Genomic DNA, 14,742 nt, shown 5'->3' on the forward strand with positions numbered 1-14,742 from the left:
CATCGCAGTCTCAAGCACGGTAATGACAGCCTTGTTAGCATAGGAATAACTGTTTAATAGCTGTTTTTATAAAAACTCGGCATTCGACCTATAAGTATGTAATTATTATGCTCAAAAGACATACTTTAATTTCATTGCAAAGGATAAAGTTTTCCTTTCAAAGTTTTTCAATCCACAGTTGGTTTATAAATTAGAATTTCAGGCTAATTAATTATGCAATTGAAAACTTAAGAGCGATATTGTAATATAATTGATGATTGATTTGCAATGTTTTCAATGTTCTGTCCAGCATCCATTCTCAACATTAACATGAGCATCTGAAAGTTCAATGTTTTTTAATGCATTTTCAATTACGGTTTTTATATAGTTAAAAAATGGGAAATAATATGAGCAGTTCAAAAAATAAACCTTTTTTGTTTAGAATATTTTTTTCAATACTTTGGATTTTCTGTGGATTAGTTGGTCTGGTTTTTGCCTGGATGCTTTTTTGCGGACTGGACCGGACTTCTACTGTAAATGCGCTTCCTAATAATTATTCAGTTTATATAAGAACAGATTCTTTTTATGATGCCGTTGAACCTTTAGTTGATTTAAAGGCTATGGATGTTGTTCTTGCTGAGCCTAGTTTTTCTAATGCCCGACAGATTTTTTATTCAATCCGCGAATCAGACTTGCGTAAAAATGCTTTTGTAAAATTAGCTTTTTCCCGTAGGATTGATGTCGCTATGTATGACGGAAGCAATTTTGTTGCAATTGTTGATATGGGTTTTCTTTCTGGAATTTCACGTCTAGCTCCGCTTTTTGCTAAATTTCATCCGGTAGAAAATCTTTATTATATTAATGAATCAGGCCATTCTTATTTTGAATATAAAAAAGGCGAAAAGTCATACTATGCAAAAATCCATAAAAACCTTGTGATTGTTTCTGAAAGCCCAGTTTACTTTGAAAAGGCTATTTCGTTAAAAAATACAGCCGATTACAGCGGCGATGAATTAAAAATCATGAAGAATCGCCTTGCTCAGCCTTTTAGAATTGTTGCAAATGGACGGAATCTTTTAAAACTGATTGGAAAGAAAAATCCATATATTAATTTTGTTGCAGATTCTCTTTCAGAAAATGAGCTAAGCAAAATTGAATTTGGTATTTCTGATGAAAATATTAATGTTGAAATAAAGCTTCCTTTTGAAAAAAGCAGCGAAAAATCAAATGCAGTTCTTGACTTGATTGAACGCAAATCTGATATTCCTGAACTTTTGCCAAAGCTTCCTGGAGCAGTTCAGTATTATACTTTGATTAACCTTGGAAAACTTTCTGAAATAAAAGATGTGGCTTTTGAAGTTCTGGATGAAGGAAATATAAATATAAAAAGAAAGTGGAATGATGCAAATGCCCTTTCAAAAACTTTTTTCAAAGATTCTTTGGAAAATATTCTTTTTTCATGGACTTCTGATGAATATGCTGTCCTTGGCCTTGAAGGAAAATCAAATCCTGTTTTTGTTCTTAAAATTGAGGATGAAGAAAAGCGGCAGAAAGTTTTTGATATACTAATTTCTTCTATTATATTGCGGTCAGATACTAGCCTTCTTTTGGATGGAGTCCGTTTGCCGCGTATTGAATTTCCTAACTTTGTTGTTTCTTTGCTGAATGCTATGAATATTACTCTTCCCAAACCTTATTATATGGTAAAGGATAATTTTATTTATTTTTCACAATCACCTGAAAATCTTGCTTCCATAAATGCCGCTCTCAAAAATGGGGTGAGGCTTGATAAAGATGATACATGGAGAAAGGTGAATGGAAATTCAATTTCTCCTGCTTCTGTAAGTCTGTACTACAACCTTGAGCAAAGTGTTCCATTTTTTGTAAAAGGAAACTCGCTGTTTAATAAAATTCTTCAGCTTTACAATATTGGAAAACTTGATATTTCTACAAAAGACAATGTTATTTCTGCTCGCCTGAATTCAATTTACAGCGAAAAAAGGCAAACTCAGTCTGTTCAAGGGTTTCCTATTCAGCTTAAAGGTAATTCCGTTCCTGTTCTTTACAAATCTGAGAATCCAAAAAATCGTCTTATTTACTGGTACCAGAATCCTGGATTGATTAAGACATTTAATGCTGCAAGCCTTGAAGTTGCTGAAAAAGAAATAGCAGGTCTTGAGTATCTAGTGCCTGCTTCCAAAGTTACTTTTAAGAAGAACGGAGGAGAATTCTGGGCTGTAACAAAAGATGGTCTCGTTTATCTTTTAAATCAAAGCCTTGATGAAGTAGAAAGTTTCCCAATTATGACGGGAATAAGACCAGGCTGTCGTCCTGTGGTTTTTGAGGATTTGCTAGTAATTGTTGGCGATGATGATTTGCTTCACTTTGTTAAATCTGATGGCCAGACTTTTGAATACGCTTTTGAAGATTCATATCAGATAAAAAATGCACCTGCTGTTTACGGTGATAAAATTGCTATTTATAAAAAAGGCTTTGCAGGTTCAGTCAATCTGCTTACTATAAAAGCAAAGAATCCTTTGGAGATTTCTCTTTTGGAAATTCCTGTTGATGGAATTGGTTTTGGCTCACCTTGTATTTTTGAAAATAATAATCAGACTTTTGTTGCTTTTGTTTCTCAGGCCGGAGAACTTTATGTTTGGGATTCAAATGGTGTGCTTGCCAATGCTCTTCCGCTTAATCTCGAAGATATCTTCTATCAAAATGTAAAATATGTAAATGATTCATTGATTGCAGTTTCTGAAAATGGAACAATTTATAAAGTCATGCTGGATGGCTCTGTAACAAAAATCAAGCTGCCAAGTCTTTCTGCAAAATCAGGTTACATTACAGTTTGCGACTATAACAGCGATAAAAAAGATGAAATCTTTATTTGCGGCGATTCAAATGCGATTTATGGTTTTACATCAGACCTTGAATTCTTAAATGCATTCCCAGTTACAGGTTACGGTATTCCGTTCTTTATGGATTTAAACGGCGACAAAAAAACCGACATTCTTTCACTTTCAATTGACAATAAATTAAACGCTTGGAAAATTAACTAATTGGAGAATTTAAATGAAGAAAATCCTTGTACTTTTATCTGCTTTTGGCTTTCTTTTTTCTTCTTGTGTAACTACTTTGCAGCAGGATGTGTTTCAGACAACTAATCTAAACAAAGAACTGATGGAAGAAATTTCTGTTTACGAAGACAGGTTTATTCTTATTGATGCAAATTATCTTATGACTGGAAAATTTGATCAGAATCAGTTGGACAGTTTTCATCAGGATGTATATGCCCAGCTTTCTAAAAGCCATGTTGAGCCAATAATAGAAGCTCACATTACATCCATTGACGGAATACTTTATCTTATGGAAGGAAAAAAATCTAAGGCGGCTGAATGTTACCGGGATTCAAAAGCGATTAAGGGCGGCGATGATTATGTTCTTCTTCTTGGCTCAAAACTTGAAAAAAATATTGACACCTCAATTCAGAAAATAGACGAAATACTTTCTTTTGACCCAAACAATTCAATCCTTCTTTTGGAAAAAGGAAAACTTTTATATTCAAAAAAACAGTACGACAAATCAATAGCTTTTATTGATGAAGCGTTTATTGAATTTGATAATCAGGGCCGCAGTAATTATCGGGCTGTATACAAAAACTTTCGTGATAAGGTATGGATTCTTTACAATTCCGGAATTGATGTGGAAAACAGTTCGGTTCTTTCTTCTGAACAAAATCTAGCCTCTAAGCTGACTAAAGAAACAATGGTTCAGCTGGCTTATGAAAAAACTGGTTTGCTGAATGATTTTACAACTGGAACAAAGCTTTCTGCTTCCCGTCTTACAGAAAAAGTTGCGGAAGCAGGCATGTTTAACCCTGCAACAGATCCAACAGATGAGCAGGGGCTTTCTGCTGAAATTTTAAATTCCGAAGCTATTAAAAGAATTACTTGCGCAAGATTTTTGTGGAATCTTTATGTTATGAACCGAGGGAATCCAAAGCTTGCTGTGAAATATTCAAACCGGTATAAAAAAAATCCGGCGGCTAAATCTCCAGTTGCTGATGTGGAAATCAGTAACCCTGATTTTGATGCTGTTCTTGGACTTGTAGAAAATGAAATTATGAATCTTCCAGACGGAAAGAATTTTTTTCCAGACACAGAAGTCGTTGTCCTTGACTATCTTTCTTATTTGAAAAACGTAAAATGAATTATTGGAGAAAATCTATGAAATTTGCCAAGGTTTATAAAATTCTAATTGCTTCAGCAATCTGTTTGTTTTCTGTTTCTGCATTTTCCTGCCGTAAAAAGAGCAGTGCAGTTTCTGTAAATTATAGTGTTTACAACCCATCCACACGCCTTGATGAAAATGGGCAGCCGGATACTCTTTGTGTGAATTTTGATGGTTCTGTTTCAAAACTGACCGAAGCTGGTTCTGAGCCTTCATCTCAGATTACTATTACACCGCAAATTGCAGGTAAATGGGTTTGGGTTAATGATTCCCAATTACGATTTATACCGCATGAAAATTGGCTTCTGGGAACGCGATACAAGGTTTCTATGCCGTCAGCAATTTTCTCTGAGGATGTTAATGTAAAATCAGACTTTAGTTTTAAAACTGAAAATTTTGTTGTAAGCCTTGAAGATGCCGAATTCTATATTAATCCAGAAAACCCAAAGGAAAAGCGGGTAACAGCAACAATTTATGCTTCTCATCCAATGGTAAAAGAGTCAGTTGCCGGTTGTGTAACTATGAGCCTTGATTATTATGATGCTAATGGAAAATCAATTAAGGTTGAAAACGTTCCTTTTAAACTTAGTTATAATAAATCTGCTTCAGAAGCATATCTTGTTTCTGATCTTCTTCCAATTCCTCCGTATACGTCTGCTCTTAAAGTAAAAATGGGCAAAGGAATTGAAGCGCAGGTTGGTGGAAAATCTTCGGATGAGGAAACAAAAACTGTATCTGTTCCAGGAATGAGTGACTTTGTAAAAATCGAGTCAGTTGATACTTCTCTTGTAAAAAATCAAAATCAGAATTATGACCAAATGCTTGTTATTGAAACAAAAGGTTCTGTTGCTGTTGACGAGCTTGCTTCTTGCATAAGTGTTTTTGAACTTCCAAAAGATCGTCCTGAAATGGAAGGTTGGGATGTAGCAGAAGATGCCTTTTGGTCTACTAATTATGTTACTGATAAAATTCTTAAGATTTCTAAAAAAATTGAACTTTCACCTGTTCCAACAGCAGAGCCTGCTGCAGACTTAAACAGTTTTGGTTATAAAGCAACTCCAGGCCGTTATCTTTATGTAAAAATAGAAGGCGGCATAAACTTTTTTGGCGGATATAAGCTTCGTTTTTATAACGAAACTAATTCTTATGAAACAATAATAAAAGTTCCTGAATATCCAAAGGAGCTTTCGATTATGTCAGAAGGTACAATTCTTTCTCTTTCCGGCAGTCGCAAAATGGCTTTGTATTCCCGAGGAATTAAGAAAGTTTATTACCGTCTTTCCCGCATTATGCCAAAAGATGTAAATCATCTTGTTTCAATGTCCAATGGAGATATGAAGAATTTCCACTTTGAACATTATTCTTTTAACGAAAACAATATTGCAGAATCAGAAACTTCTAGTTATTGGATTCCGGATTATTCAATTTCTGAAATTTCTTATTTCTCTTATGATTTTTCTGATAAACTTCGCGCAAATGCTTCAAAGAATCTGAAGAATGGCCTTTTCCTTTTTCAGGTTGCAGAAAATGAAAATAGTCTTGGCCGAGATTCCTACTATTCAGGAAAATCAGACAAGCGCTTGATTCTTGTTACTGACCTAGGTTTTATTATTAAGAAAAATACTGACGGAACGCGAGATGTATTTGTTCAGTCGATTTCTAATGGAAATCCTGTTTCTTATGCTACTGTAAAAGTTGTAGGTCTGAATGGAAATGTTGTTGCCGCAACAACAACTGATTCAAGCGGCCATGCAAAACTTCCTGCAATTTCAAATTATTCCGGTGAGCATCGTCCTACTGCTTATGTTGTAGAAACGGCAAACGACCTTTCTTTTATGCCATATTCAGAAAACGGAAGAAGCTTGGATTATTCAAACTACGATGTTGGCGGTGAGTACGGAGCTTCCCAGCCTGACAGAATTACTGCCTATATGTTCAGTGACCGCGGAATGTACCGTCCGGGAGAAACGGCCCATATTGCTTTGATTGCCAAAGCAGGTAACTGGAATATTGATTTGCGTGGAACTCCTATTGAGGCAGAAGTTACCGACTCAAATGGTTCTGTAGTATTTAATAAAAAACTTCAGCTTTCTTCCGCCGGATTTGAAGAAATCGATTTTCCTACACAGGATTATTCTCCAACTGGAAATTACACTGTAAATCTTTATCTTTTAAAAGAATATAAAAACCGAGTAGAACGTGAATACCTTGCTTCTGAAACTATTAAGCTAGAAGAATTTCTTCCTGATACTCTGTCTATTTCTGCTGGCTTTGATCCATTGCCGGAAAATGGCTGGATTAATCCTAGTCAACTTAAAGGTACTGTTTCTCTTAAAAACCTTTTTGGAACTCCTGCTGCCGGAAATGACATTAAAGGCCAGATGTTCCTTACCCCTGGATTCCCTGTTTTATACAGGTATTCTGATTACTACTTTGCAGATCCTTTCTACAAGGGAAAATCTTTTGATGAATTCCTTGGAACAAAACAAACTGACGATGCAGGAAAAGCTGAATTTGACTTGAACTTGTCTAAGTTTGAAAAGGCAACTTATAGACTTCAGTTTTATGCAGAAGGATATGAAAAGGGCAGCGGAAGAAGTGTTTCCAGCCAGGCTTCCCTTTATGTTTCGCCTTTAAAATATTTGATTGGTTATAAAGCAGACGGTTCTTTGGGCTACATTAATTCAAATTCTGTACGTAATCTTTCATTTATTGCAATTGACCAGAAGCTTAACAAGATTGATCTTGAAGGTGTAACTCTTAAAATAGAAGAAATACGCTATATTTCAACTCTTGTAAAACAGTCGAACGGGCTTTATAAATATCAGTCGGTAAAAAAATCTTATCCTGTAAATGAAAAGCAGATTTCAATCAGTAAAAATGGCACTGATTTTATTGTTCCTTCTGATGCTGCCGGTGAATTTAAACTTACTCTTGCAGATAAAGATGGATTAATTTTCAATACGATTAATTACACAATCGTTGGTGATAAAAATGTTTCCCGTAGTCTTACTAGAACTGCAGAGCTGGAACTTAAGCTTCAGTCAGGGGATTTAAATCCTGGTTCAACTGCGGAAATCTTCATTAAGGCCCCTTATGCAGGAACTGGTCTTATTACTATTGAACGGGACCACGTATATACCTACAAGTGGTTCAAGACAAATGAGCTTTCTTCTGTTCAGCATATTCGTATTCCAGAAGAGCTTGAAGGAAACGGATATATTAACGTAATGTTTACTAGGGATTCTGCGTCTAATGAAATTTTTATGAGTCCTTTCTGTTATGGCGCAATTCCATTCTCTGTTGGCAGGGGAAAACGCACAAACAATATTACTCTTAAAGTTCCGGATGAAATTAAATCTGGCTCCGACCTTACAATCAGCTATTCTTCTTCTGATTCTGGAAAGATTGCAATTTTTGCAATTGATGAAGGAATTCTTCAGGTGGCAAAATATTCTACACCAAATCCGCTCGCTTATTTCTTTAAGAAACGGGCTCTTGAAGTAAGGACTTCCCAGATTTTGGATTTGATTTTGCCAGAATACAATGTTCTAAAAACTCTTTCTGCAACTGGTGGTGGTGCAGAAATGGAAATGCTTGCAAAGAACCTCAATCCGTTTAAGCGGCGCCAGAATGCTTCTGTTGCATACTGGTCTGGAATTATTGAAACAGGTCCTGAAAGCCGCAGTGTAAAATATCATGTTCCGGATTACTTTAACGGAAGCCTTAGAGTTATGGCGGTTTCTGTTTCCAAGGATAAAATTGGTGTGGCTCATGTTTCTACAATTGCAAGAAATCCTATTATTATTGTGCCTAATGCTCCGCTTGCTGCAGCTCCTGGCGATGAATTTGATGTTTCTGTAACTGTAACAAATAATCATAAGGGCAGCGGAAAGAATAATATTCTTCTTAAGGCTATTCCAGCTTCTAATCTAGAAATCATTGGAGAGTCTTCTGCGGCTCTTTCAATTGAAGAAGGAAAAGATGCAGTTGCTGAATTTAAGGTTAAGGCAAAGAATGTTATTGGTGCTTCTGAACTCAAGTTTACTGCAACTGACGCGAGTGAATCCTGCACAATTTCTTCTACTTTGAGTGTTCGCCCTTCTATGCCATATCAGGTTTGGATTAGTGCGGGTTCTACTAAAAAAACATCTGCAGAAGTAGATGTAAATCATAGGCTTTATGAAGAATTTGCAACTCGTGATGCGGCGGTTTCAAATGTGCCAACTACATTCCTGGATGGCCTGAAATTCTTCCTTGAAAAATACCCTTACGGCTGTGCAGAGCAGATAACAAGCAAGGCGTATCCATATTTATATGAAGACTTTGTAAAAGCTGGCGGTAAAACTCATGCTGATGCTGAAAAAATAGTCTCTGACACTATTGGCATTATTCAGTCTCGCATGAAGTCTGACGGAAACATTGGTTACTGGACGAGCAAGAGCCCTGTAAATCCATTTATTACACTATACTGTGCAGAATTCTTAACTGATGCTCAGAACAATGGTTTCTATGTTCCTGTGAATATGATGAACCAAGTTTTAAGTGCAGTAAAAGGCATTGCCGAAAAGAACGATGACTCGTCAAGTGGAATATACCATCGTTCTTATGCAATCTACATTCTTACAAAAAACAGCATTGTAACAACTTCTTATATTGAGAAATTGGAAGAAGACATGAACCGTAAGAATTTCTCTGCAACGGACTACGAAGGCCTTTACCTTGCTGCTTCTTACTCAATGTTAAAGCAGGATAAAAAAGCTAATGCTATTCTTCAGAAAGTAAAAAACAAAAAGACATTTGACTCTTCATGGATTTTCCAGAATGGACTTCATTATATTTCGACTTACATAGACATCATTGCTTCTTACTTTCCGTCAAGAATCAGTGATATTAAGGCAAATGAGGTTGAAGAGCTTTGCAACTATCTGGATTATTCTTACTACAGTACAAGTTCAGCGGCTGCCGCAGTCCGTGCCTTTGAAAGTTACGCTTATACAGACAAGTCGGAAGTTTACAAGGCCCTGGCAGTTACCGGAGAAGAACAGACTGAGCTTGAGTTAAAAGGCGATGCTGTTCTTAAGGGAAGCTTTTCTGATAAGACTGAAAAAATAAAGTTCACTTCTGACAAATCAATGCCAATGTTCTATGGAACAATTCAGGCTGGTTTTGAAAAAGAAATCCCTTCAAAGGAAATCAAAGAAGGCCTTGAAGTTTCCCGTGAGTATCTGTCAGAAAATGGAAGCAAGGCTTCTTCTTTTAAGGTTGGAGATACTGTAACTGTTAAGATTTCGTTCCGCTCAACAAAGGGAGTTATTGCAAATGTTGCTCTTGTTGCTATGTCTCCGGCGGGCCTTGAAACCCAGATTCAGTCTATACGTAATTCAGAAAACGGCTCTTGGACTCCTGATTATGTTGATATTCGGGAAGACAGGGTTGTAATTTACGGTACTGTAACAGACAAAGTAAATACCTTTGCTTATAAGGCAAAGGCCGTAAATTCCGGAACTTTTGTTGTTCCTCCTATGTTTGCAGAAAATATGTATAACAAAAAGATTAGGGCTCTTAGTTCGTCTCCTGCAATGAAAATTGAAAAGGCAAGGTAATTTCTGAATGAAATTCACTAGAAAACTGATTCCTACGGGAATTGGTTTGCTTTTTCTCGTTTTAGCAGTCTCTTTTGCTTTTAATATATTTTATGAAAAACGCAAGGGAGATGTGCTTAAAAACTTAGAGTTTTCAAGATCTTATTCTGACTGCAAAGGCCATCTGCTTCAGGTTTTTCTTACCTCTGATGAGCAGTATAGGATTTTCCGTCCTTTAAGTGATTTTTCTCCCCAGTTCATTGAATTGATTCTTATGCAGGAAGACCGCTATTTTTTCAGCCACCACGGAGTTAATTTTGCGGCTGTTTTTAAGGCCGGCTGGGAAACCTACATTAAAAAGTCTCGTCGCATGGGTGCTTCTACAATTACCATGCAGGTGGCAAAACTAAACTATCACATTTATACAAAAAGCATTTCGGGCAAACTCAGACAAATTCAAAAGGCCTTGTATCTTGAAATGTGTTTTAGTAAAGCACAGATTCTTGAAGCCTATCTGAACATGGTTCCCTGCGGCGGAAACATTGAAGGCTTTGAAACTGCGGCTTGGTATTATTTTAATAAAAGCATAAAAGACTTGAATTTTTCTGAAAATGTGATGCTTTGCGTGCTTCCACAAAACCCTATAAAGCGCGCTCCAGAACCAACAAGGACGCCTTCAGAACTTATTCAGGCACGAAAAATTCTTTTCTCATCATGGCTAGAAAAACATCCGGAAGATTCTGACAAGGAAATTTTTATGGACATGCAGCTTTCAGTTGTCTGCAAATTTCCCAATGAAGCCCGTCATTTTACAGAAATGCTGAATGTTACGGATGGTGTAAAAAAAACTCTTTCAAAAAGAACATTACGGACAACTTTGAATTTGGAGCTGCAGCATAAATGCGAAGAAATTTTCAACGCATACATAAACCAGAACAAACATTTTGGAGTTAAAAACGGCGCAGTCCTATTGCTAGACTGGAAGTCCATGGATTTGCTGGCAAATATAGGTTCTGCGGATTACTACAATAATTCAATCGATGGACAAGTAAATATTACTACTTCAAAGCGTTCTCCGGGTTCAACTTTAAAGCCTTTTATTTATGCCTTGGCTTTGGAAAAGGGATTGATTCACTTTAGGACAATGCTAAAAGACACACCTCAGACTTTTAATGAATATACTCCGGATAATTATGGAAGCATTTTTAAGGGACCGGTTCAGGCTTGGTTTGCTCTTTCGGACAGCCGTAATATTCCGGCAATTACACTGAACAGGGAGTTAAAAGACTACGGGCTTTATGAATTTATGAAGGATTCCGGTGTAAAAGAAATAAAAGAAAAGGAACATTACGGCCTTTCAATAGTTCTTGGAAGCTGTGAAGTTTCTATGCTGGAACTGGTTAAAATGTATGCAATTCTGGCAAACAACGGAATTATGCATGAAATTAATTTCTTTCCTGTCCCTAAACTGGCGCCGGGTAAAAGGCTTCTTACAAGGGAAAGCGCTTTTATTGTCCGTAAAATGCTTAAGGATAATACACCTCCGTATCAGAACAAACCTAAAGATATTCAGGATATTCCTGTTGCTTATAAAACTGGAACTTCAATTGGATTTAAGGATTGCTGGAGCGTTGGAATTTTTGACCGTTATATTTGTGCTGTCTGGATTGGAAATGCAGACGGAGAAGGAAACAATGCCTTTATTGGAAGACTTATGGCGGCACCTTTGCTTTTTAATATTGCCTATTCAGTTTTGTCAGACTTACCGGCAAAAGAAAGACTTTCCAGGGAAATGAATCCGGATGGCTGCACACAGGTTGAAGTATGTTCTGTTAGCGGCGGACTTCCTGGCCCGTATTGTCCTGATAAGGAGTTGGCATGGTTCATTCCAGGTGTTTCTCCTATTGAAAAATGCAGGATTCACCGCAAAATAAATATTGATAAAAGAACCGGTTACCGCACAGATGAAGTGCCTGAGGAAAAGCCTTATGTTGAATCAGTTGTTCGGGAATTCTGGCCCAGCGATTTGCAACATCTTTTTGAGCAGGCTGGACTTCCTAGAATGGTTCCTCCTGAATATCCGCCGGAAGAATATAAAATGGACTTTAAGAAACTGGGGTTCCCGCCGGAAATTATTTCTCCAATGAGCGGAACTGATTATGTTTTTCGCTTTAAGGACCAGTCCAAAAATAAAATTATGCTGTGTGCTTCTGCGGATGCGGATACTTCTGAACTGATGTGGTTTATGGGTACAGAATTTATAGGCAGGTCAAAACCGGGGCAAAGCATTGAATGGGCACCTAATCCCGGAAATTATAAAATTTCAGTAACAGATCAGAAAGGCCGTTCAGATGTGGTATATGTTTCTATTGTAGGAACTGGAGAATAAAAATTTGTGCTATAATCACATCTTTAGCATGAAAGATGACAAATTGCTATAATGGATGCTGCTTATACTCCTAAGAACATCACTGTTGTGTCTTATAGAAATGGTTCATGAATTCCTTTAGAAATACATGCACCATTTCTAAGGGAATTCGTGTATCATTTCTAAATAGCCTGAAATTTGAGTTTTTAAATCAACTGTGGGCAGAAAAAAACTGTTAAAAACTTAGGCTGTCGCTGAGCATGTAAGCTGCAATGCTTTTCGCCTTGTGGCTCAGGCAGGGGATGTCTAATAAGTTCTAAATGTCATTGTCGTACTTGATACGACAATCTCTAAATGATTGCAATATATGCATTTAGATTTTCGGATCAAGCCCGAAAATGACAGAAAAGATACTTTTGGGACATCCCCTATTTTCCTAAGGTAAATAAGCTATTTGCCGATGGAAAATAACGTATTTACTCAAGGTAAATTCTCAATAAATTTCTGCCAAAAAGTTGTTTTTTGGAATTTATTCAGTATAATGTAAAATAGATTACTGTTAAGAAGAAAAATTAGATTATCGGGTCAAGCCCGATAATGACAAGAAGGAATCAAGTGCGGGAATGACAGAAAAATCTAAGCTTGATAATGGCATGAAAATGTAAAACTGCCATTGTCTGGCTTGGCTCGGTAGTCCCGTGACTTTGTCATTGTCGGACGAGATCCGACAATCTTTAAATGTATACATTTTGACTGGAGGTCTTTTATGAAGAAATTTATTGTTCCGGCTTTATTTGCGTTTTTATTTGTAGCTGCGTCCTGCATGAACATGAGTGGCGGCTCTGAAAAGGGCGGCTCAATCCGTGTTGCCTTGCCGGGCGGACGCTACGTTTACGATAAAAACAATGCCGACAAGTTCGTTGTGCGTGTAATTGGCGAAAGTGAGACTATAGAAAAAGACGCGGCGTTGGGGGGGGTAATAGAGTTCACGGAGCTTGAAGCCGGAGAATATACAGTTGTGGCAGAGGCTCGGGATTCTGCGAACAATGATGAGCTTATCGCATCTGGAAGCAAAGATATAAAAGTTGAAGCTGATAAAACTACAGAATGCCCTTTTACCCTTATAATTTCCAACTGCTTTGTTGCCGAGGACGGAAGCATAGTCATAAATAAAACCAAGCTTGAAAAAACAGCCCTTGCAACTGTAACTGATACCGCCACAACAATCACAGGAAGCGGAAGCGACGGTGTTTTTGTTGACGGACGCACGGTAACTTTAAGCCCTTACAGCATAGGCAAGTACGAAGTAACCCAGGAGCTTTTTGAAGCCGTAATGGGAGAAAATCCAAGTACTAATACAACTGATAATCTTGCTGCAGGTGAAACTCAAGAACTGCGCCCTGTTGAAACTATAAGCTGGTATCATGCGGTTGTGTTTTGCAACAGGCTTTCTATATTAATGGGGCTTGAGCCTTGCTATACAATTATCCAGGAGAACGGTGATGAAGTTCCCTATGGGTCTATTGCTCTAAGTGCTATTACCCAAGATTGTTCAGGTTGGCAGAGTGTTTCTTGTGATTTTAATAAAAACGGCTACCGTCTGCCTACAGAAGCGGAATGGGAATTTGCAGCCCGTGGTGGAAACCAAAGTGCTGCTGACTGGAATTATACTTATGCTGGAAGTAATACTAATACTGAAGTTGCTTGGTTTAATTCTAGACATGAAGTTGGAAAGTTAACACCTAACAGGCTTGGGCTTTATGATATGAGCGGAAATTTATGGGAATTGTGCTGGGACGTATACGTTTATTCAATACAAGCCGACACACCTGCTGCAGATCCGTCATCAACTTCTTCTGATACTCGCGTGGGGCGTGGCTATGGTAGTCTTTCTGTTTTTGCCAGAAGTAGCTTTACTCCGTCTAATAAAACTGACAAATTTGGTTTCCGGATTGCCCGCACTGTAAAATAAATACGCCGAGATTCCCGCATCAAGTGCGGGAATGGCAGAAAAATTCTAGCTAAATAATGACATAAATACCCTTAATTTCGAGTTTTATAATTTAATGTCATTATCGGGCTTGACCCGATAATCTAATGAAAATTTCCAACAGATTCCCGTGTCGTATAGCACGGGAATGATATTTAAATTACTGTTCTTATCAAAACTCGACATTTGGGCTAAATAGCCTGAAATTCGAGTTTTCATGCTAACTGGGGCCTGAAAAAGTTAGCATAGTAATTCAGGTTCCGGTTAAGCATGTAGGCAACAATGCTGTAGAAGAAATGCCTGAACATTCCGGCAGTGCATCTTGCCTTATGATATTCAAGGCTGAAATTATTTTTCAGGGCTCACCAGTCGGATTCAATGATGCTCCGGCGCTTAATATGATAACATTCAAACCTGCTCATAAGCCTGTTCATGTTCTTTCTTGGCGCCGCCTCAAACCTTATGCCCTTGTCCTCCATGCGCCTCAGAACTTCTTTCCTCTGCAGATAGCCGGCATCGGCAAAGACCGTCCCCTCAACACATTCGCAGAGCTTTTCCGCAATCCTGCAGTCGGCGACATTCGCATG

6 protein-coding genes are annotated in these 14,742 nt (G+C 37.6%); 5 read left to right on the plus strand and 1 reads right to left on the minus strand.

Annotated elements, in window-relative coordinates; all coding sequences use genetic code 11:
- Positions 1-374 precede the first annotated feature (374 nt).
- The 5 genes from B3209_RS09575 to B3209_RS09595 all read left to right on the plus strand — a co-directional run bounded on the left by B3209_RS09575 (position 375) and on the right by B3209_RS09595 (position 14,137).
- Entirely contained in the window at positions 375-3,041 is a 2,667-nt protein-coding gene (locus B3209_RS09575; RefSeq protein ID WP_296662097.1) for an FG-GAP repeat domain-containing protein, read from the plus strand.
- A 13-nt stretch (positions 3,042-3,054) separates the two neighbouring features.
- Positions 3,055-4,191 carry a hypothetical protein gene (locus tag B3209_RS09580; protein ID WP_296662096.1) on the plus strand — a complete coding sequence of 379 codons (1,137 nt, stop codon included), beginning with the start codon at positions 3,055-3,057 and terminating at the stop codon, positions 4,189-4,191.
- Positions 4,192-4,208: 17 nt separating this feature from the next.
- Positions 4,209-9,818 carry an alpha-2-macroglobulin gene (locus B3209_RS09585; protein WP_296662095.1) on the plus strand — a complete coding sequence of 1,870 codons (5,610 nt, stop codon included), beginning with the start codon at positions 4,209-4,211 and terminating at the stop codon, positions 9,816-9,818.
- A gap of 7 nt (positions 9,819-9,825) precedes the next feature.
- A complete protein-coding gene (pbpC, locus tag B3209_RS09590) occupies positions 9,826-12,186 on the plus strand; it encodes a penicillin-binding protein 1C (RefSeq protein ID WP_296662094.1) in 2,361 nt (786 codons plus the stop codon).
- A gap of 745 nt (positions 12,187-12,931) precedes the next feature.
- The gene (locus B3209_RS09595) at positions 12,932-14,137 is read left to right on the plus strand and encodes an SUMF1/EgtB/PvdO family nonheme iron enzyme (RefSeq protein ID WP_296690563.1); all 1,206 of its coding nucleotides are present in this window, start codon (positions 12,932-12,934) and stop codon (positions 14,135-14,137) included.
- Positions 14,138-14,517: 380 nt separating this feature from the next.
- Here the strand turns inward: B3209_RS09595 and B3209_RS09600 are convergent.
- The coding region (locus B3209_RS09600; RefSeq protein WP_296690564.1) for a transposase at positions 14,518-14,742 on the minus strand (225 nt) is incomplete at its 5' end.

This window comes from Treponema sp. UBA6852 (assembly GCA_002449305.1).
GTDB lineage: Bacteria > Spirochaetota > Spirochaetia > Treponematales > Treponemataceae > Treponema_D.

Bases quoted from the DNA above. Each gene is read 5' to 3' on its own strand.
- B3209_RS09575 (WP_296662097.1), top strand. From the start codon at position 375: ATGGGAAATAATATGAGCAGTTCAAAAAATAAACCTTTTTTGTTTAGA.
- B3209_RS09580 (WP_296662096.1), top strand. From the start codon at position 3,055: ATGAAGAAAATCCTTGTACTTTTATCTGCTTTTGGCTTTCTTTTTTCT.
- B3209_RS09585 (WP_296662095.1), top strand. From the start codon at position 4,209: ATGAAATTTGCCAAGGTTTATAAAATTCTAATTGCTTCAGCAATCTGT.
- pbpC (WP_296662094.1), top strand. From the start codon at position 9,826: ATGAAATTCACTAGAAAACTGATTCCTACGGGAATTGGTTTGCTTTTT.
- B3209_RS09595 (WP_296690563.1), top strand. From the start codon at position 12,932: ATGAAGAAATTTATTGTTCCGGCTTTATTTGCGTTTTTATTTGTAGCT.